Genomic DNA, 19,580 nt, shown 5'->3' with positions numbered 1-19,580 from the left:
CCGTAAAATCAATTACGGGGGTACGCACTTAACGATCAATTCCAGACAACGACAGAAGCCATTAAAGCGAAAGCGCTCTTACCTTCGGTGTTTTTGTGCTCTCATTTCTTTCGGGCTGCCTTGAGTGTGGAGCTAGCCGACTGGTCTCTATCGATTGGAACCCGGCGAGTTTTCCAAATATCATTCGCATACTCCATAATGGTGCGGTCGCTAGAAAATTTCCCCGATGCAGCGATATTTAATATCGCTTTCTTTGCCCAGGCATCTTTGTTATTGGTATAGAGGAAAGTTGCTTCATCATGCGAGTCAGCATAACTTCGTAAATCTGCAAAGTGGAAATAGCGATCTTCGTTAAGTAAAGATTGTCTAAGTGGGTCGAAAATATGAGGTTCCATGACATTGAAATAACCTGAAAGGAAAAGATCCATAACCTTTCGGATTTCTGGGTCTCGGGTAATCCATTCGTACGGATCGTATTGTGCCCTCATCCGTTCAATTTCATCAGCTGAGTGTCCGAAGATGAACATGTGCTGCCTTCCAACCTCTTCAGCCATTTCTACTGTAGCGCCATCCATCGTCCCGATGGTCAGTGCTCCATTGCACATGAATTTCATGTTTCCCGTGCCGGATGCTTCGAACCCTGCTGTTGAGATTTGCTCAGAGAGGTCTGTTGCAGGAATCAAGCGTTCAGCCATCGTGACCCGGTAGTTTGGAAGGAAGTGGACTGAAATAAGTTCTCGTACAGCGCTGTCGTCGTTGATGACTTTAGCAATATTATTTATCAGCTTGATGATAAGTTTTGCATTGACGTATCCGGGAGCAGCCTTTCCTCCGAATATGAAGGTCGTTGGAGAAAAATCTTGTATCCTTCCCTCCTTGATCCGTTGGTAGAGCAATATGATATTGAGAGCATTGAGCAGCTGTCGTTTATACTCATGGATTCTCTTTACCTGAACATCAAACATAGAATCGGGTCTCAGTATGAGTCCACAATCCTTCTTTATGAATTCGACAGCGTGTTCCTTTGCTTTTTGCTTGATTGTAAGGAAGTCTGTGCGGAAGTTGGCATCCTCAGCAAATGGTTCCAGATCCTTGATTCTCTCGTAATCGGTAATCCAACCATCTCCAATAGCTTCCGAGATCTTCGATGCGAGCAGGGGGTTGGCATCCAATAGCCAGCGTCTTTGGGTTATTCCATTGGTCTTATTGTTGAAGCGATCTGGGAAAACAACTGAAAATTCGGGAAACATCCTTTCAGTTAGAAGTCGTGAGTGGAGTTCTGCCACACCGTTTGTGGAATGGGAGCCTATTATTGAAAGGTTTGCCATGCGGATCTGTTTTGAAGGACCTTCTTCCACAATGCTTAATCGTTCTATGGCTTGTGGACGAAGAGGGAAGAAAGAAACAGCATGCTGTAAGAATCTGTGGTTGATTTCAAAAATGATCTGGAGGTGGCGGGGAAGGATGCTCTCCAACATGGTCAATGGCCATTTTTCCAAGGCTTCTGGCATGAGTGTATGGTTTGTGTATCCCATGGTACGAACGGTGATGTCCCACGCTTCTTCCCATTCCAGGTGCTCTAAGTCTATGAGAATGCGCATGAGTTCGGGGATTGCGAGAGATGGATGCGTGTCATTCAGTTGGATAGCAGCGAATTTTGGAAGTTCTTTCCACGAAGTTTCCTGACGTTTGAACCGTCGGACGATATCTGCCAAGGAGCAGGCTACAAAAAAGTACTGTTGCTTAAGGCGCAGTTCTTTTCCCATGTACAAGGTGTCATTCGGATAGAGTACTTGGCTCAGATTCTCGGCGAGGATCTTGGAACGCACAGCCTCAACATAATCGCCCTCATTGAATTCTTGGAAATTGAACTCATCAGTCGCTTTTGCACTCCAGAGACGAAGCGTATTCACCGTCTTTCCACCATACCCAACTATTGGCATGTCGTAAGCGACACCTTGCACCTGATCTGCACTAATCCATGTATACTGGTCTCGGCCACTTTCACGGAGCGTTCGGACTTCACCTCCGAAGCCAACGGTAAAAATGATGTCTTCGCGAGCGATTTCCCATGGATTGCCGTGCCTTAGCCAATTGTCGGGCTGTTCAGTCTGCCATCCATTACGGACCTGTTGCTTGAAAATCCCATAGTTATAGCGGATTCCATAACCATATGAAGGTATATCCAGGGTGGCCAACGAATCAAGAAAACAGGCCGCTAGTCTACCGAGACCTCCATTTCCCAGCCCTGCATCTGGTTCCACCTCCGCCAATTCCTCATAGGCATATCCCAGATCGGCCATCGCATCTTTAACCTCATTCTCAAGGCCAAGATTGATGATATTGTTGGTCATTGCGCGACCCATGAGAAATTCAAGTGAAAGATAGTAGACTCGTTTGGAACCGGTTTCCCTTTGGGTCTCCCGTGATTTATGCCATTGATGGATGATCCTGTCCCTGATGGCATATGCCAAGGCGGTGTATCGTGTTATATCGGTATTATGAAACTCGTCGGCATCCAATGAATATTTCAAATGTTCGGCAAAATCGAGTGATATGGCCGCTTTTGTTGGCGAAAAACGAGTATGCTGTTCTTGTGTGCCCATAAAATCCTCCAGCAACAATAGGGTTGTCGCATCTAAAGCAATAGTATATCAATACTGTAGGCGAATCAACTGTACCAACATCCTTGGGATTAGAGTTAAAACTCTGTAATGGAAAGGATTTGTGAAATGTTGGAGTAATGTTATTGACAAAAAACAGGTGATTTGCTACGTTGACATCTGCTCGACCGCGGAACGGGGTTTCCTGTGTGTTCCGCCTAGACGCTGATTTGCCCTTGTAGCTCAGCTGGCAGAGCACCACCATGGTAAGGTGGGGGTCATCGGTTCAAATCCGATCGAGGGCTTTTTTTCTCTATGATTCGTTAGAGCGTAGCCGGTTTTTTCCGGTAAGGAGTTTTTAAGATGGCTAGCAGTAAGAAAAAGGGGCCGGTTGAAAAAATCGCCTTGCAGTGCACAGAGTGCAAGCAGAAAAATTATACTACAGAAAAAAATCGGCGGAATACCCCGGGAAAGCTTGAGTTTAATAAATACTGCCCGTTTGAGCGCAAGCATACCCTTCATCGCGAGACGAAGATCAAATAGCCTTCCAAGGCGTTCCGAGAGGCGAATAGGTCAGTAGCTCCAATGGCTAGAGCGCTGGTCTCCAAAACCAGATGTTGTAGGTTCGAGTCCTACCTGACCTGTCCGCTTCCCGTGCAAGGAGTTGGTTGATGAAGAAGTTGATTCGTTATTTTAAGGAATCTCATATTGAATTGAAAAAGGTTGTGTGGCCTACTCGGGATGAGGTGCTGACATCAACCAAAGTTGTGTTGATATCCACTGCAATCTTTGCCCTGGTCCTCGGCTTGGTTGACTTCCTGCTCGTTCAGGGTGTCGACCTGTTATTCTAGGGAGAGGTCATGGCAAAAGGCTGGTATGTCGTACATACATATTCGGGGTATGAGAATAAAATCGAAAAGACCATCCGGAAGATAATGGAAAGCGACCCGCAATTCAGCGAGGTCGTTTCCGATGTCAAGGTGCCCACAGAAGAAGTTGTTGAGGTTAAAGACGGTGTTAAGAAAACCGTCAAGCGTAAAATCCTTCCCAGCTATATTCTTGTGCAGATGGATTTACCCGAGTATCAATGGGAATTCTTTTGTTCGCAAATTAAGCGAATCCAGGGAGTAACTGGATTTGTGGGGTCTCTGGAAGGGCGTAAGCCTGTTCCACTTTCCAGTGAGGAGCTCAAGGGTATCCTTCAGAAAACCGGTGAGATCAAGACCGAGAAGGTATTGCGACCGAAGCAGTCCTTCAGTCAAGGCGAGCACGTGAAAATTGTGGAAGGACCTTTTGAGTCTTTCACAGGTGTTATTGAAGAGGTGAATATGGAAAAAGGCCGACTGCGCGTATTGGTCGGTATCTTTGGAAGATCCACCCCTGTTGAAGTTGATTTCTTGCAAGTGGAGAAGATCTAGGTCTGTTCGACTTGTTAGTTTTTTTTACATTCTCCCCACCGGATGGATCCGGTAGGTGGGAGCCTCTTCGTTGAAGGGGCGTCAAGACCAGCGCGGAGCTTAGAGCTGCCGTGTAAGGAGACATTATTATGGCAAAGAAAAAGGTAACTGCTGTTATTAAATTGCAGTGCCCAGCCCAAAAGGCTACGCCTGCACCACCGATTGGTCCCGCTCTCGGGCCTCATGGTGTGAGCGCACCCCAATTTGTCCAGCAGTTCAATGATAAGACAAAGAACTTTGAAGCTGGATTGATTATTCCAGTGGTCATCACTGTATATGCTGACCGTTCTTTTACCTTCATCATGAAGACACCGCCAGCAGCGGTTCTGATCAAGAAGGCATGCGGAATAGCCAGTGGCTCGGGTGTACCCCACACACAGAAAGTCGCTAAGTTGACACAAGCTCAACTTACTGAAATCGCTACGACCAAACTTCCTGATCTCAATGCGAACGATATTGATGCCGCCAAGAAGATTATCGCTGGAACTGCTAGAAGTATGGGTGTAGAAGTGGAGGCGGCAAAATGAAACACGGAAAAAAGTACACAGAGGCATTGAAGCAGGTTGATCGTACGAAGCAGTATACATTTATCGATGCTGCGGAATTGGTCAAGAAAGTAGCTTTTGCGAAATTTGACGAAACCGTCGAACTTTCCATGAACCTTTCCTTGAAAAAGAGCCAATCGGTACGTGATACCGTTGTTCTTCCAAACCAGTTTGCTGCAGAAAAGCGCGTGTTGGTTTTTGCGAAGGGCGATAAAGCTCAAGAGGCTTTGGATGCAGGAGCAACCTATGTTGGAGATACTGACTTGGTGGAGAAGATCCGCGGAGGTTGGATGGATTTCGATGTAGCTGTTGCGACTCCCGACATGATGAAGGATGTAGGTCGATTGGGACCGATTCTTGGAAGGCGAGGTCTAATGCCCAACCCCAAGACCCAGACGGTCACCTTCGATATCAAGGGTGCTCTCGCTGAATTGAAGCAGGGTCGTGTGGAATTCCGTTCCGACAAGACCGGTGTTGTCCACTTGGCTATCGGTAAGGTGTCTATGGATGCCGACAAGATCGCTGAGAATGCACGCATCGTGTTGCATGAAGTTTTGAGAAGGAAGCCTAGCGATGCAAAGGGTGACTTCCTCAAGAGCGTTGCACTCAGTTCCACCATGGGCCCCGGCGTCATGGTTGACGTGAAAGAGAACTAGGAGGATTGGGAAATGGCAGAATATCAGACTCGAAAAGCCCAACATAAGGTTGATGCAGTCCAGGAGATGACATCCGAATTCTCTCAGTATGATGGATTCATCTTTACCGATTACCGGGGAATGACTGTTGAGCAGATAACCACACTCCGGAATCAGCTTCGTGAGAAGGAAGCTGCATACAGAGTAGTTAAGAACCGTTTTGCTAAAATCGTCATGAGCGATTTGAAGCATGAGGGTACAAACGATAATCTTGTTGGACCGACTGCGGTCGCACTTACCAGTGGTGAGGATGCTTCCAGCCTGGCGTCGAAGATTCTCTTTGAATTTTCTAAGGGGTCCCCTTTGCAGATCAAGGGAGCTTATCTCGACGGCAAGTTGTTCAGCAAGGAAGAGATTGAGGCTTATAGTAAGTTGCCGACAAGATTGGAGTTGATTGCTTCCCTTATGGGTACCATGAAGGCTCCTCTTTCGAAACTCGCACGGACCTTGCAGGCAGTTGCCGATGCAAAGGGCGGAAATACAGAAAATTAATACGGTACTAGTCTTCACGTTCACGTAGACCTGCTATTACCGTACAAATACAAGGAGAAGATAATATGGCTACTAAAGAAGAAATTTTGGAAGCAATCGCAAACATGACCGTGATGGAGGTTTCTGACCTCATCAAGGCAATGGAAGAGAAGTTCGATGTTACCGCAGCAGCTCCCGTTGCAGTAGCCGGTGCAGCAGCCGGTGCAGCAGCTGAAGAAGTTGAAGAGCAGACTGAATTCGATATCATTCTCAAGGGTGTCGCCGATGGTAAGACTATTCCTGTCATTAAGGAAGTTCGTGCTATCACCGGTCTTGGTCTCAAAGAGGCTAAGGATCTTGTCACCGCTGGTGGAACAATCAAGGAAGCCGTCTCCAAGGAAGATGCAAAGAGCATCAAAGAAAAACTTGAAGCAGCAGGCGCTACTATTGAAGTTAAGTAACTCGATTTTTTTCATGTATGATCAGGCGTCAGCCTGAAGGGGCTAGCCACCGGGAATTTCCGGTGGCCGGTCGTGTCTTCTACATTCCGATGTGTGGGTTCTCGGACTCCTGTCCGAATCTTCCGCAACACAGACCTCCGGAGGGTAACAATGGTTGCCAAAGGCAATTCAATTACGAGAAATTTCATTGGAACCCATAGTCAAGAAGTATGTGAACTACCGAATCTTGTCGGTATACAGCTTGATTCATATGAACGGTTCCTCCAACTCGATCGTCTAAAAAACTCAGTGGAACCTGATCCAAACCATGGCTTGGAGCAGGTGTTTCAATCGACTTTTCCGATCGAGAGCCAAAACGGTGAAATGTGCCTACATTATCATGGTTATACGATCGATTACGACAACATAAAATTCTCCGAGATCGAATGTAAGCGGAAGGGTAGGACCTTTTCCGTTCCTATCAAGGCTACTATCAGTCTTGAGCTCACCGGTACAGGCGAGCTCCGTCAACGGGAAATCTTTTTTGGTGATATTCCGTTGATGACCGATCGCGGCACATTTATCATCAATGGTGCCGAGCGTGTTGTCGTAAGTCAGATTCACCGGTCCCCCGGTGTAATTTTCTCGAACGACAAAGGAGTCTACTCCTCCCGTATAATCCCTTATAGGGGATCGTGGTTGGAGTTCGAGATTGATGATAAGAAAAAAGAGCTGATCTACGCAAAGATTGACCGGAAGAAACGTATCCTGGGAACTCTATTCCTCCGTGCGATTGGTCTAGATTCACGCGAAAAGATTGTTGCTCATTTCTATAAATCCAAGATCGTCGAGCTTGCTAAGGATGCTCAAGCCAATAATGAGTTGGTTGGAGCTATCGCCTATGCAGATATCTATTCCTCAAAGGGTGGCAAGAATGCTAAAAAGTTGCTTCGTGCAGGAGATGAACTTTCTCCTACATATATAGAAGCCTTGGTAGCAGATGGGTTGTCTTCTATTGCTATCGTCGATGAAGATCATCCGGAATCATTGCATTCTCGTATGATAATCAATTGTTTTGAAGTTGAAGATGCGAAATATACCCAAGAGGGTTACGACGAGCCGATGAAGGAAGATGTCCTTTCGCCGATCTATGCCGTGCTTCAGCCGGGTGAAATGATCGCCATCGAAAGAGCTGAAAAAGATTTGCCCGATATGTTCTTCTCAAGCCGAAGGTACGATCTGGGCAGTGTAGGCCGCTATAAGTTCAATAAGAAATTCGGTACTGAAGAAGATGTTGATGATGAAGAGGCGAGTACCGATCTTACGGTTTTGGGTCCCCAAGATATCGTTAACACCATGGGTTTCTTGATCAAAGTCTATATTGGGGAAGAAAATGTCGATGACATTGACCACCTCGGGAATAGACGTGTGCGTTCGGTTGGTGAGTTATTACAGAATCAATTGAGTGCTGCTTTCGCTAGGATGGAACGGATTGCCCGGGAGCGGATGAATCTGGAGAGCAATCAGGTTAAACCGCAGGATTTGGTATCAATCAAACCCGTAGTTGCAGCGATCAAGGAATTTTTCGGATCAAGCCAATTGAGTCAGTTTATGGATCAAGTCAATCCATTGGCCGAATTGACGCATAAAAGACGATTAAACGCATTGGGACCAGGCGGTCTCTCCCGTGATCGTGCGTCCTTTGAAGTTCGTGACGTTCACTATACGCACTATGGGCGAATGTGTCCGATCGAGACTCCTGAAGGTCCGAATATTGGATTGATTGTCTCTTTGGCAAACTACACTCGTGTGAATAAGCACGGATTTCTCGAGAGCCCATATAGAAAGGTCGTCGAAGGAAAGGTTTCTAAAACATACCGTTATCTCGATGCGAATGATGAGGAGAAATTCTTCATTGCTCAGGCTAACTCACCGCTTGCTGAAGATGGCGCTTTCTTAGAAGACGATATCCCAGTTAGACGTAGCGGTGACTATACCACTCGACCTGCTACAGATGTCAAATATATGGATGTTTCCCCAATGCAGGTCATCAGTGTAGCTGCATCATTGATTCCATTCTTGGAACACGATGACGCTAACCGTGCCTTGATGGGGTCGAACATGCAGCGCCAGGCTGTACCTTTGTTGTTCCCTGAGGCTCCCTATGTGGGAACCGGAATGGAGGCGAAAACAGCGTATGATTCTGGTGTGCTAATAAAAGCTAAGCGCGCCGGTAAGGTGAGCTACATCTCTTCGACCCATATCGAAATTACTCCTGATGTGAGTGATATCGAGGGTGAAGTGGATACTTATATCGTTCAGAAATTCGAGCGAACGAACCAAGATACCTGTTTCAACCAGAAGCCGATAGTTTCTGTTGGAGCGCACGTGGAAGCCGGAGAAGTCCTTGCTGATGGACCTGCTACAGATCGTGGTGAACTCGCTCTCGGAAGGAATATTCTTGTTGGTTTTGTGCCTTGGAATGGGTACAACTATGAAGATGCAGTCCTTATTTCAGAACGAGTTGTCAAAGACGATATCTATACATCTATCCACATTAAGGAATTCTCCACCGATATACGCGAGACTAAGCTCGGACCTGAAAAATTGACTCGAGATATCCCCAATACCAGTGAGAAGAATCTGGAGCAGTTGGATGAGGATGGTATAGTTCGCGTCGGTTCTGTCGTCCGATCAGGAAATATCCTTGTTGGTAAGGTAACTCCTAAGTCAGAGTCCGATACTACTCCCGAATTCAAGTTGCTGAACTCAATTTTCGGTGAGAAAGCAAAAGAAGTCCGGGATACATCGCTTAAGGTTCCTCACGGAACCGAGGGTACGGTTATTGATATCCAGCGATTAAAGAGGAGTGAAGGGGACGAATTGCCTCCTGGCGTTGACGAAATGGTCAAAGTCCTTATTGCGACGAAACGTAAGCTCAGACAGGGTGATAAGATGGCCGGTCGTCACGGAAACAAGGGTGTCGTTGCCCGAGTTCTTCCGGAAGAGGATATGCCTTACATGGCTGATGGTACACCGTTGGATGTCTGTTTGAATCCTTTGGGTGTTCCTTCTCGAATGAATATTGGACAGTTGATGGAGACTCAGCTCGGATGGGCTGCTCACGAACTTGATGAATGGTATTCCTCGCCAGTATTCCAATCGGCATCTGTTGAGGATATCGAAGAGAAGATGAAGAAGGCAAATCTTCCAGTAACCTCTAAGACAACCTTGTATGATGGTCGCACTGGAGTTCCATTCGTTAACCCGGTATTCTGTGGATATATTTACTATTTGAAACTTCACCACTTGGTGGACGACAAGATGCATGCCCGTTCTACAGGTCCGTATTCCTTGGTGACTCAACAACCATTGGGTGGTAAAGCCCAGTTCGGTGGTCAGAGACTTGGAGAAATGGAAGTTTGGGCACTTGAAGCCTATGGTGCTGCAAATACTTTGCAGGAATTACTCACCATCAAGTCGGATGATATGAATGGAAGGGTCAAGATATATGAAAGCATCGTTAAGGGAGAACCCGCTACGAATGCCGGAATGCCGGAGGCTTTCAATGTACTCGTCCAAGAGGTTCGTGGATTGGCGCTCGATATGTCGGTATACGATTCCAAGGGACGTCAAGTTCCTTTGACGGAACGTGATGAAGAGCTTATCAATAAGCGGAACTCGATTAACTAAGCAGGAGATTTCGGATGAAGGAAATTCAGGATTTCGACAGCATCATGATAAAATTGGCCAGCCCGGAACAGATTCGGGCTTGGTCCTACGGTGAGGTCAAGAAGCCGGAGACAATCAACTACCGGACTCTACGTCCGGAACGTGACGGACTCTTCTGCGAGAAGATTTTCGGAACGACCAAAGAGTGGGAATGCTATTGTGGAAAATTCAAATCCATTCGCTACAAGGGTGTAATCTGTGACCGTTGTGGTGTAGAGGTAACCCATTTTAAGGTAAGACGTGAGCGTATGGGTCATATTGACCTGGCTTCTCCCGTTTCACATATTTGGTATTACCGATCAGTTCCCTCAAGGATGAGTCTCTTACTCGATATACCTCGTGCGGCATTGCAGTCGGTTCTTTACTACGAAAAATATGTGGTTATTAATTCAGGTGAGACCGATTTGCGTTACAAGCAGTTGCTTACTGAGGATGAATATTATCAAGCACGTGAACAGTTCGGTGAATCGTTCCAAGCCATGATGGGTGCCGAGGCGGTCCAAATCCTTTTGGAAAACTTGGACCTCGAAGCCCTTTCGGCCGAGTTGCGTGAGCAAATGGTGGCTAAAGGTGAAAAGGCTGATAAACGTTTGTTGAAACGAATTGAAGTTGTTGAAAACTTCCGCGATAGCGGGAACAAGCCTGAATGGATGATTCTCACAGTTATTCCCGTTATTCCACCGGAATTACGTCCTATGGTTCAATTGGATGGAGGTCGTTTTGCAACAAGTGATCTGAATGATTTGTACCGCAGAGTCATAAATAGGAATAATCGACTTACCCGTCTGATGTCCTTGCATGCTCCAGATATCATTATCCGCAATGAAAAGAGGATGTTGCAGGAGGCAGTCGATGCCTTATTCGACAACTCGAAGAAAAAGCGGGTAGTGAAGGGTGCGTCAAACCGACCCCTAAAATCATTGTCTGATATGCTCAAGGGTAAGCAAGGTCGTTTTAGACAGAACTTGTTGGGTAAACGTGTTGATTATAGCGGTCGTTCGGTTATTGTTGTTGGGCCCGAATTGCGGCTGCACCAATGTGGTCTTCCCTCAAAGATGGCCCTTGAACTGTACAAACCCTTCATCATGAAGAAGCTTGTCCAGAAGGGGATTGTCTATAATATTAAAAAAGCGAAGACTTTGGTTGAGCAGGAAACTCCTGAAGTGTGGGCAATCCTTGATGATGTAGTCAAGGAGCACCCTGTTCTTTTAAACCGTGCTCCGACTTTACACCGTTTGGGAATCCAAGCATTCGAACCAGTCCTCGTGGATGGTAAGGCTATCAAATTGCATCCACTCGTATGTCATGCATACAATGCCGACTTCGATGGTGACCAGATGGCTGTTCACGTACCCCTTACCCAAGCTGCACAGATTGAGTGTTGGACACTGATGCTTTCAGCCAACAACCTACTTGATCCAGCCAACGGTAAGCCGATTGTATTCCCCTCGCAGGATATGGTTCTTGGTATTAACTATCTGACTCGAGAGATGAAGGGCGCTAAGGGAACTGGAAAGTATTATGATAATATTTCTGAATTGATTTTGGCTATTGACGCCGGATCCCTCTCTTATAATGCCCTGATTAAGTATAAGCTTGCAGATGGTTCTATGGTCGAGACAACTCCAGGAAGGGTATTGTTCAATGCTGAGATGCCACCTGAAATTTCTTACCAGAATTTATGTTTTGGTGACAAAGAACTCAAACGTCTCGTTGGTGAGGTGATTCAGGACCAGAAAACTTCAGTTGCGGTGAGAATGCTCGATTCCATCAAGGACATCGGTTTCAGATATGCAACATTGTTTGGAGCTACCATCGGTCTTTCAGATATGATTGTCCCTGACGCGAAATCAACTCTGGTAGAGGCTGCTGACCAACGTCAGACAGAGATCAGAGAACAGTATCGCCAAGGTCATATCACCCAAGATGAACGTTACAACCGTGTTATCGAGGTGTGGAGCAAGACTACTGAAGATATCTCCAATTCACTCATGAGTGAGTTGAAGACTAGTCAGAACGGATTCAATCCCCTTTATCTCATGGCTGATTCCGGTGCTAGAGGTTCTAAGACTCAGATTAGACAGCTGGGAGGAATGCGTGGTCTTATGGCCAAGCCCTCCGGTGATATCATTGAGTTCCCTATCCGATCGAACTTTAAGGAAGGTCTCTCGATCATCGAATTCTTTATATCTACGAACGGTGCAAGAAAGGGTCTTGCCGATACTGCTCTAAAAACAGCAGAAGCGGGTTATCTGACCAGACGTCTTGTCGATATTGCCCAGGATGTGGTGATTAATGAAGACGATTGCGGTACCATCAACGGTATAGAACGAACGGCGATGAAAGATGGCGATGAAATCGTTGAGGCTTTGTCGGATCGTATCGTTGGTAGATATACGCTGGAGAAAGTCAAACACCCGATTACTGGTGAATTGATTCTCGATGTAAATAGCGAGATAACTGCTACCAAGGCAATTGAGATTGAGGAAGCGGGAATCGAATCTGTCCTTATCAGAACAGTTTTGACTTGTGAAGCCAGGCATGGAGTTTGCCGAAAATGTTATGGAAGAAATCTGGCTACCAATAGACCGGTAGACATCGGTGAGGCTGTCGGTATCATAGCAGCCCAGTCGATTGGTCAGCCTGGTACCCAGCTCACAATGAGAACCTTCCATATCGGAGGTACTGCTACCAGTGGTGCTGAAGAGAATAGGGTTGTATTCAACTATCCCATAGTTGTGAATAGTATTACCGGCACATTGGTTGATGCCTATGACGGATCGAAGCTTTTCACGCGGAAAGGATTCATCTTTTACTCTCGTGTGTTCAGTGAATATACAATTGGCAAAAAGAAGCTTCTCGTCGCCGATGGAGATAAGGTCGTCGTAGGTTCCCAATTGCTTAAGGAAGCGAAAGGAGAACCTGTAGTCGCTGACCAGTTGGGAATAGCCCGAATAATTGGTGACAACCTCTATGTCGTAGCTCCTGAACAACGGATGGATGTGAGAAACGGTTCGGAACTGAAAGTTGAGATTGGAAGTTATGTTTCCGAGAATTCGACTATCGTGTTGTTCGACCCCTTTAGTGAACCTATTATCGCTGAATATGAAGGTACTGTTGAATTTATCGATATCAAGCTGGGCACGACCCTCAAGGAAGAGGTTAATGTTGAAACTGGGAGTATCGAAAAGAAGATTACCGACCATATCAGTGAGACTCTTCAACCTCGAATTGCTGTTATTGGAAAGGATAAGGAGACTTTAGCAACCTATTTCCTTCCTGCCGCATCCTACTTGAATGTTGAGAATGGAGCAGAGGTGAAGAAAGGTAGGATCCTGGCCAAACTTCTCAAGGAGAGTGTGAAGACCAAGGATATCACCGGTGGTTTGCCAAGGGTTGGCGAGCTGTTTGAAGCAAGAAGGCCAAAAACCCCGGCAGTACTTGCCCAGGTGGCCGGTGTTGCTCGTTTCGGTTCAGTTGTGAAAGGAAAGAGAATCGTTATCGTTGAAGATGATTACGGTGCTGAGTACAAACATCAGGTTCCAATGAGCAAGCATCTGCTTGTCCGTGATGGTGACCATGTCGAAGCAGCAGAGCGATTGTGCGATGGTCCGATCGACCCACATGATATTCTTGATATCTTGGGTGAAAATGCTTTGCAGTCATTCTTGTTAGATGAAGTCCAGGAAGTCTATCGTCTGCAGGGAGTTGATATCAATGACAAGCATCTTGGTGTTGTTGTACGTCAAATGTTGCGTAAGGTTGAAGTAATCCGTGTTGGAGATACAAGCTTTATCCATGGGCAACAGGTCGATAAGTATCGATTCCATGAGGAAAATGCACGAGTAGTGGCTGAAGGTGGTCAACCTGCCGATGCACGACCGATGCTTCTTGGTATTACCAGGGCTTCGTTAAGTATTGACTCGTTTATCTCAGCTGCATCATTCCAGGAAACGACCAAGGTATTGACAAATGCTGCGATAGCTGGTAGTAGAGACGTGTTGCGCGGACTCAAGGAGAATGTAATTATTGGACATCTGATTCCTGCTGGTACTGGTATGAAGCGGTATCGGAATATCCGGGTTAAGGAAGATAATCCAATAGACCTTGGGGAAAGGGTGCAATCGCTTATGGGCTCACGCCGTGTAGGAATGTTCGAGGAAGATGATGATTTGGACTCGGACGATTTAGGAGAAATGATATCCGAAGGTGAAACCTCCGAGGACGATGGTGACGAGGAATAGTTCCTCTTCACCATGTCCGAATGACCGATAGAGGTTTTACATGCTGACTTTGGAGATGAGTATACATGGGGATGGCGGTAGGCTGTCCTGTCCGGTTGGTCCTTACTAGGGACCGACCGTCAAGAAGATAAAGGGAGAGTATCGTAAGATGCCAACTATTAACCAATTGATACGTAAAGGCCGGACAACGAGTGTCAACAAGACAAAGTCTCCTGCATTGCAGGGGTGTCCGCAGAAGCGTGGCGTATGCACGAGAGTGATGACCGTCACACCGAAGAAGCCGAACTCAGCTTTGAGAAAGGTCGCCAGAGTGCGTCTTTCCAATGGAATTGAAGTCACTGCCTACATACCGGGCGTCGGCCACAATTTGCAGGAGCACTCTGTTGTTCTCATGCGAGGTGGAAGAGTCAAGGACCTTCCTGGTGTTCGTTACCACATTGTTCGTGGTGCAAAGGATACTCTAGGGGTCAATGATCGGAAGAGAAGTCGTTCCAAGTATGGTACGAAGAAGCCCAAGGCTTGATGGAGGTAGACAATGGCTAGAAGAACAGTCGCTCCGGTAAGGGAAATTTTGCCTGATGCCGTATACAATAGTGTTGTTGTCGAAAAATTCATCCGCCGGATGATGGTCGATGGCAAGAAGTCTATCAGCACCAAGATCATTTACGATGCATTGGGTGTTGTAGGAGAGAAGAGTGGGGAGAATCCGCTCGAGATGTTCATCAAGGCACTTGAGAATGTGAAGCCTGTCGTTGAGGTTAAATCCAGACGTGTTGGTGGAGCTACATATCAGGTTCCTGTTGAGATCAAGGACAATCGTCGTGAGGCTTTGGCAATGCGTTGGATTATCACCGCTGCCCGTGCCCGCAATGGTAAGTCGATGAGCGAAAAGTTGTCAGCTGAATTGCTGGATGCGGTAGCCAATACTGGTGCTGCCTTCAAAAAGAAGGAAGACACTCACAGGATGGCAGAGGCAAACAAGGCTTTTTCATCCCACAACAGATAAAGACCATTCGATTTTTACACGTTGGACGCCCAGCAATGTGGCGTCCTAACTATTTTTTAGATAATCATATGCAAATTGCCAATAGGTGTTGACACAACTTTGCAAAAATCCTATATTGGCAAAGGCGTCCATAGGTATGTATGGACGTTGACCGAGCCAAACCGATCGTCCGGATCATGAAAATGGATGATAAGGTGGTTCCAGTTGCAGACTTTTTTGAAATCTGTACTATGTCGGTAAGCGTTTGAACGACTTTTCGACCTCTGGATCCTCCTTCATTCATACACATAATCCATCAGTCTGTTTGTCTCATTATTGGAAAGGTAAAGGCGTCTTGCCTTTATGGAGCATGATACAAATATTTTTGTGACTAGGAATGTCACAAGGAGGATCTGATGGCTAAAGAGAAATTCAACAGAACAAAGCCACACGTAAACGTAGGCACCATCGGTCACGTTGACCATGGCAAGACCACCCTCACCGCAGCGATTACCATGTATGCTGGTCGTGCAAGCGGCGACAAGGTTATGAAGTACGACGAGATTGACAACGCACCAGAAGAGAAGGCAAGAGGAATCACGATCAACACTCGTCACGTCGAGTACCAGACTCCTGCACGTCACTATGCGCACGTCGACTGTCCGGGACACGCTGACTACATCAAAAACATGATTACCGGTGCAGCCCAGATGGACGGTGCTGTAATTGTTGTTGCTGCTACTGATGGAGCTATGGCACAGACCAAAGAGCACATCTTGCTCGCTCGTCAGGTAGGTGTACCTGCAATTATCGTTTTCATCAACAAGACTGACCAGGTTGACGATCCTGATTTGATTGAGTTAGTCGAGGAAGAGATGCGTGATCTTCTCAATTCCTATCAGTTCGATGGTGATAATGCACCTATTGTAAAGGGTAGCGCATTTGAGGCTATGGAGCATCCCGATGATCCAGAGAAGACCAAGTGCATCCAGGAATTGCTTGATGCTATGGATAACTACATTCCACTCCCAGAGCGTGCTGTAGACCTTCCTTTCCTTATGCCGATTGAAGATATCTTCTCTATCTCAGGCCGTGGTACCGTTGTTACAGGAAGAATTGAGCGTGGTATTCTCCATGTCAATGATCCTATCTCCATTGTTGGTATCAAAGATACTAAGGATACTGTTTGTACTGGTGTTGAGATGTTTAATAAGCTTCTTGACGAAGGTCAGGCTGGTGATAACGTTGGTGCATTGCTTAGAGGTGTCGACAAGAAGGAAGTTGTCCGTGGACAGGTTCTTGCTAAGCCCAAGTCAATCACTCCCCACGCAAAGTTTGTTGGTACCGTTTATGTACTCAGTAAGGAAGAGGGTGGTCGACACTCACCGTTCTTCGCTGGTTACCGCCCACAGTTCTATTTCAGAACAACCGATATTACCGGTACTGTAAACCTTCCTGAAGGCAAGCAGATGGTTCTTCCTGGCGACAACACAGAGATTCATGTTGAACTGATCCACCCTGTCGCTATGGATAAGGGATTGAGATTCGCTATCCGTGAAGGCGGCAAGACTGTCGCTTCTGGACAGGTCATCGAGATCGTCGAATAATTTGACTAATTGTCTTGCCCGCACTAAACAGTATGCGGGCAAGACCCGTTTTTTGGAGGAATGATGGCTAAGGATAGAATTCGGGTACGGCTGAGGGGTTTTGACATTGAGCTCGTAGAGCAGAGCGCTAAGGCTATCGTGCAGACAGTAGTGAAGGCTGGTGCCAAAGTCTCTGGCCCCGTACCTCTCCCGACTCGTATCAACAAATATACTGTTCTAAGATCGCCCCATGTGAATAAGAAGTCTCGAGAACAGTTCGAGATGCGTACGCACAAGAGGCTGATTGACATTCTTGACCCTACATCGAAAGTCATGGATGCCCTCATGAAGCTTGAGCTTCCTGCTGGCGTGGATGTAGAGATTAAACAGTAATAGTTGAGGTAAGAGATGTTAGGGCTTATCGGAAAAAAAATAGGAATGACACAGGTCTTTGATGCCAATGGGCGTCTTACCCCTGTGACTGTAATAAAGATAGAGGACAATGTGGTGGTCGAGAATCGTACCGTTGAAAAGAATGGATACAGTTCTTGCGTTTTGGGCTCTTTTGACAAGAAGAAAAACCAAACCACAAAACCATATGCCGGGCAGTTTGCTGATATTTGCGCACCTAAGAAGACTTTGGTCGAGATGCGTGACTTTGATAAGGAAGCTGCAGTAGGTGATGTTCTCGGTGTAGATGTGTTTAAGGACGTCCTTTTTGTTGACGTGGTCGGTACCTCCAAGGGAAAAGGTTTCCAAGGTGGTATGAAGCGCCACGGTTTTGCTGGAGGACGCGCGACTCACGGATCCAAGTTCCATCGTGATATCGGTGGTACTGCGATGTCCTCGACTCCGGCACGTACGTTCAAAGGAACCAGAATGGCTGGACGTATGGGCGCAGACCGAGTGACTGTCCAGAATCTTCGTGTTGTTCGTGTCGATGAAGAGATGCAGGTTCTTTTGGTGAAAGGAGCGATTCCTGGACCCGCCCAGAGCGTAGTCATCGTGAAAAAAGCGAAGAAGAAGTAGAGGCGAGAAATGGAAACAAAGGTCTTTTCAATAAAAGGAGAGGAGTTGCGGACTATTACCCTTAATGACGATGTCTTTAATCGTGAGGTGAGTGATGGCTCGATTTACCATGCAGTTAATAACGAATTGGCAAATCGTCGAGTCGGTACCGCTAGCACGAAGACTCGGGGTGAAGTCAGTTATAGCAACTCGAAACCATACAAGCAGAAGGGTACGGGTAATGCCCGAGCTGGTGACAAGAAGTCACCAATCTGGAGAGGTGGTGGTACGATTTTCGGACCGAAGCCCAGAGATTACAGCTATACGTTGCCCAAAAAGGTGAAGCGCCTTGCCCTGAAGTCGTTGCTTTCACTTTCTGTAAAGGAAGAAAAGCTTGCAGTTATCGAAGATTTCACCATTGAAAGTGGTAAGACCAAGGAATTGGCCGTAATTTTGAAGAACTTCGTAACTGATAACAAGAGAACGATCCTCATCCTCAAGGATGATGATGTCATGATGCGCCGTGCTGCGAAAAACATTCCCTATTTGCATGTGCTTTCCTACAATCGGCTCTCCGCTAAGGAGTTGTTGTATGGAAGGAAGGTTTTGATGCTTGAGGGCGCCGCGACGAATCTGAACGAGTTCTACGGCGATAAACAAGGGGTCTAACGTGAGAGCAGATCAAGTAATTATTGAACCTGTGTTGACGGAGAAATCCAATCTAGCACGGGAATTGGAAATTAAGAAATACACGTTCAAGGTTGACCCGAGAGCTAACAAGTTCGAGGTTTCTCAGGCTGTCAAGGAGTTGTTCTCCGTTACACCTGTGAAGGTCAATATCGTGTCGGTTAAGGGAAAGCCTAAGTATACCCGAGGTAGGGGTGGCCATATCGCCGGAACTACTGGTGATTGGAAAAAGGCTATCGTGACGTTGGCTAAGGGTGATGTCATCCAGGCCGTCGAAGGACTCTAGGAGGAAAGCATGGCACTTAAGAAATACAAACCATATACTCCTGGCCTTCGCCAGAAGACGACTTTGGTTTTCGATGAGATTACCTCTACCAAGAGTGAAAAGTCTCTGACAACCAAACTTTCCAAGAATGCAGGTCGTGATTCTTTCGGACGGATCAGTGTTCGCCGTCGAGGCGGTGGCCACAAGCGTGCTTATAGAATTATTGACTTCAAGCGCAATAAGTTTGATATTCCAGGAACGGTGAAGACTATCGAGTATGATCCCAACAGGAGTGCGAATATCGCTCTGGTAGCTTATGTGGATGGAGAGAAGCGTTACATTCTAGCCCCTAAGGGTATCAAGGTCGGTGCAAAGATCATGAGTGGTCCAAACGCACCTCTTGAGGTTGGCAATGCTCTTCCTCTTAAGAACATTCCTCTTGGTTTAACTGTCCATAATATTGAACTACAGCTCGGCAAGGGTGGTCAGATGGTACGAAGTGCCGGACTTGGTGCTACCATTGTTGCAAAAGAGGGCGACTATGTTACTCTCAGACTGCCTTCTGGTGAAATGAGAATGGTTTTCAGCGAATGCATGGCTACACTTGGAGCCTTAGGCAATGATGACCATATGAACGTAACTCTTGGTAAGGCTGGTAGGGCTAGATGGCTCGGTCGAAGACCGAAGGTCCGTGGTGTTGCGATGAACCCTGTTGATCACCCACATGGTGGTGGTGAAGGTAGAACTGCATCCGGACGTCACCCTGTGTCTCCTTGGGGCTTGCCAACAAAGGGTCACAAGACGCGGAAGAAGAACAAGCCTTCGGGTAGTTTCATTGTTAAGAAGCGGAAGTAGGAGTAGA

The 19,580-nt window shown here is 46.6% G+C and carries 18 protein-coding genes and 2 tRNA genes; 19 read left to right on the top strand and 1 reads right to left on the bottom strand.

The features are described 5' to 3' along the window. Positions 1-101: 101 nt before the first annotated feature. Positions 102-2,606 carry a glycogen/starch/alpha-glucan phosphorylase gene (locus tag ACODJP_RS04245; protein WP_422478797.1) on the bottom strand — a complete coding sequence of 835 codons (2,505 nt, stop codon included), beginning with the start codon at positions 2,604-2,606 and terminating at the stop codon, positions 102-104. Positions 2,607-2,835: 229 nt separating this feature from the next. On the opposite strand from ACODJP_RS04245, the gene ACODJP_RS04240 reads away from it, so the two are divergent. The 19 genes from ACODJP_RS04240 to rplB all read left to right on the top strand — a co-directional run bounded on the left by ACODJP_RS04240 (position 2,836) and on the right by rplB (position 19,573). Then, a tRNA-Thr gene (locus ACODJP_RS04240) sits at positions 2,836-2,908 on the top strand. A 58-nt stretch (positions 2,909-2,966) separates the two neighbouring features. Further along, positions 2,967-3,146, top strand: a complete 180-nt coding sequence (gene rpmG, locus ACODJP_RS04235; protein ID WP_422478795.1) for a 50S ribosomal protein L33 — start codon at positions 2,967-2,969, stop codon at positions 3,144-3,146. A 27-nt stretch (positions 3,147-3,173) separates the two neighbouring features. Continuing rightward, positions 3,174-3,247, top strand: a tRNA-Trp gene (locus tag ACODJP_RS04230). A 27-nt stretch (positions 3,248-3,274) separates the two neighbouring features. Next, complete coding sequence (gene secE, locus ACODJP_RS04225) at positions 3,275-3,454, top strand: preprotein translocase subunit SecE (RefSeq protein WP_422478793.1); 180 nt, start codon at positions 3,275-3,277, stop codon at positions 3,452-3,454. A gap of 9 nt (positions 3,455-3,463) precedes the next feature. After that, entirely contained in the window at positions 3,464-4,021 is a 558-nt protein-coding gene (gene nusG, locus ACODJP_RS04220; RefSeq protein ID WP_422478791.1) for a transcription termination/antitermination protein NusG, read from the top strand. A gap of 128 nt (positions 4,022-4,149) precedes the next feature. Next, positions 4,150-4,587 (top strand): 50S ribosomal protein L11, encoded by a 438-nt coding sequence (gene rplK, locus ACODJP_RS04215; RefSeq protein WP_422478789.1) that lies wholly within the window; start codon positions 4,150-4,152, stop codon positions 4,585-4,587. Continuing rightward, entirely contained in the window at positions 4,584-5,261 is a 678-nt protein-coding gene (rplA, locus tag ACODJP_RS04210; protein ID WP_422478787.1) for a 50S ribosomal protein L1, read from the top strand. Before rplK ends, rplA begins: the two co-directional genes overlap by 4 nt. Before the next feature lie 12 nt (positions 5,262-5,273). Continuing rightward, positions 5,274-5,792 (top strand): 50S ribosomal protein L10, encoded by a 519-nt coding sequence (gene rplJ / locus ACODJP_RS04205; protein WP_422478785.1) that lies wholly within the window; start codon positions 5,274-5,276, stop codon positions 5,790-5,792. Between the two features lie 65 nt (positions 5,793-5,857). Then, positions 5,858-6,232, top strand: a complete 375-nt coding sequence (rplL, locus tag ACODJP_RS04200) for a 50S ribosomal protein L7/L12 (RefSeq protein WP_422478783.1) — start codon at positions 5,858-5,860, stop codon at positions 6,230-6,232. 150 nt (positions 6,233-6,382) lie between these two features. Then, positions 6,383-9,904, top strand: coding sequence for a DNA-directed RNA polymerase subunit beta (rpoB, locus tag ACODJP_RS04195; RefSeq protein ID WP_422478781.1), 3,522 nt, complete (start codon positions 6,383-6,385; stop codon positions 9,902-9,904). A gap of 14 nt (positions 9,905-9,918) precedes the next feature. Continuing rightward, complete coding sequence (gene rpoC / locus ACODJP_RS04190; protein ID WP_422478779.1) at positions 9,919-14,187, top strand: DNA-directed RNA polymerase subunit beta'; 4,269 nt, start codon at positions 9,919-9,921, stop codon at positions 14,185-14,187. Positions 14,188-14,335: 148 nt separating this feature from the next. After that, positions 14,336-14,710: a 30S ribosomal protein S12 gene (rpsL, locus tag ACODJP_RS04185; protein WP_422478777.1), complete on the top strand. Its 375-nt coding sequence runs from the start codon at positions 14,336-14,338 to the stop codon at positions 14,708-14,710. A gap of 12 nt (positions 14,711-14,722) precedes the next feature. Next, complete coding sequence (gene rpsG, locus ACODJP_RS04180; protein WP_422478775.1) at positions 14,723-15,193, top strand: 30S ribosomal protein S7; 471 nt, start codon at positions 14,723-14,725, stop codon at positions 15,191-15,193. 395 nt (positions 15,194-15,588) lie between these two features. After that, positions 15,589-16,779 carry an elongation factor Tu gene (gene tuf, locus ACODJP_RS04175; RefSeq protein WP_422478773.1) on the top strand — a complete coding sequence of 397 codons (1,191 nt, stop codon included), beginning with the start codon at positions 15,589-15,591 and terminating at the stop codon, positions 16,777-16,779. Positions 16,780-16,842: 63 nt separating this feature from the next. After that, positions 16,843-17,151 (top strand): 30S ribosomal protein S10, encoded by a 309-nt coding sequence (rpsJ, locus tag ACODJP_RS04170; protein ID WP_422478771.1) that lies wholly within the window; start codon positions 16,843-16,845, stop codon positions 17,149-17,151. A 15-nt stretch (positions 17,152-17,166) separates the two neighbouring features. Further along, positions 17,167-17,787: a 50S ribosomal protein L3 gene (rplC, locus tag ACODJP_RS04165; RefSeq protein WP_422478769.1), complete on the top strand. Its 621-nt coding sequence runs from the start codon at positions 17,167-17,169 to the stop codon at positions 17,785-17,787. 9 nt (positions 17,788-17,796) lie between these two features. Then, positions 17,797-18,435, top strand: coding sequence for a 50S ribosomal protein L4 (rplD, locus tag ACODJP_RS04160; RefSeq protein ID WP_422478767.1), 639 nt, complete (start codon positions 17,797-17,799; stop codon positions 18,433-18,435). 1 nt (position 18,436) lies between these two features. Further along, on the top strand, positions 18,437-18,739 hold the full coding sequence (rplW, locus tag ACODJP_RS04155; RefSeq protein WP_422478765.1) for a 50S ribosomal protein L23: 303 nt from the start codon (positions 18,437-18,439) through the stop codon (positions 18,737-18,739). Between the two features lie 9 nt (positions 18,740-18,748). Then, positions 18,749-19,573 (top strand): 50S ribosomal protein L2, encoded by an 825-nt coding sequence (gene rplB / locus ACODJP_RS04150; RefSeq protein WP_422478763.1) that lies wholly within the window; start codon positions 18,749-18,751, stop codon positions 19,571-19,573. Positions 19,574-19,580 lie beyond the last annotated feature (7 nt).

This window comes from Pleomorphochaeta sp. DL1XJH-081, assembly GCF_049310885.1.
Taxonomy (GTDB): domain Bacteria; phylum Spirochaetota; class Spirochaetia; order Sphaerochaetales; family Sphaerochaetaceae; genus CAYZJV01.
The sequence above is the reverse complement of the archived record's forward strand: the minus strand, read 5'-3'. Positions and strand labels throughout refer to the sequence as shown.

What these genes read in the sequence shown, in the direction of transcription:
- ACODJP_RS04245 (WP_422478797.1), bottom strand. Translation starts at nt 2,606, where the DNA reads ATGGGCACACAAGAACAGCATACTCGTTTTTCGCCAACAAAAGCGGCC.
- rpmG (WP_422478795.1), top strand. Translation starts at nt 2,967, where the DNA reads ATGGCTAGCAGTAAGAAAAAGGGGCCGGTTGAAAAAATCGCCTTGCAG.
- secE (WP_422478793.1), top strand. Translation starts at nt 3,275, where the DNA reads ATGAAGAAGTTGATTCGTTATTTTAAGGAATCTCATATTGAATTGAAA.
- nusG (WP_422478791.1), top strand. Translation starts at nt 3,464, where the DNA reads ATGGCAAAAGGCTGGTATGTCGTACATACATATTCGGGGTATGAGAAT.
- rplK (WP_422478789.1), top strand. Translation starts at nt 4,150, where the DNA reads ATGGCAAAGAAAAAGGTAACTGCTGTTATTAAATTGCAGTGCCCAGCC.
- rplA (WP_422478787.1), top strand. Translation starts at nt 4,584, where the DNA reads ATGAAACACGGAAAAAAGTACACAGAGGCATTGAAGCAGGTTGATCGT.
- rplJ (WP_422478785.1), top strand. Translation starts at nt 5,274, where the DNA reads ATGGCAGAATATCAGACTCGAAAAGCCCAACATAAGGTTGATGCAGTC.
- rplL (WP_422478783.1), top strand. Translation starts at nt 5,858, where the DNA reads ATGGCTACTAAAGAAGAAATTTTGGAAGCAATCGCAAACATGACCGTG.
- rpoB (WP_422478781.1), top strand. Translation starts at nt 6,383, where the DNA reads ATGGTTGCCAAAGGCAATTCAATTACGAGAAATTTCATTGGAACCCAT.
- rpoC (WP_422478779.1), top strand. Translation starts at nt 9,919, where the DNA reads ATGAAGGAAATTCAGGATTTCGACAGCATCATGATAAAATTGGCCAGC.
- rpsL (WP_422478777.1), top strand. Translation starts at nt 14,336, where the DNA reads ATGCCAACTATTAACCAATTGATACGTAAAGGCCGGACAACGAGTGTC.
- rpsG (WP_422478775.1), top strand. Translation starts at nt 14,723, where the DNA reads ATGGCTAGAAGAACAGTCGCTCCGGTAAGGGAAATTTTGCCTGATGCC.
- tuf (WP_422478773.1), top strand. Translation starts at nt 15,589, where the DNA reads ATGGCTAAAGAGAAATTCAACAGAACAAAGCCACACGTAAACGTAGGC.
- rpsJ (WP_422478771.1), top strand. Translation starts at nt 16,843, where the DNA reads ATGGCTAAGGATAGAATTCGGGTACGGCTGAGGGGTTTTGACATTGAG.
- rplC (WP_422478769.1), top strand. Translation starts at nt 17,167, where the DNA reads ATGTTAGGGCTTATCGGAAAAAAAATAGGAATGACACAGGTCTTTGAT.
- rplD (WP_422478767.1), top strand. Translation starts at nt 17,797, where the DNA reads ATGGAAACAAAGGTCTTTTCAATAAAAGGAGAGGAGTTGCGGACTATT.
- rplB (WP_422478763.1), top strand. Translation starts at nt 18,749, where the DNA reads ATGGCACTTAAGAAATACAAACCATATACTCCTGGCCTTCGCCAGAAG.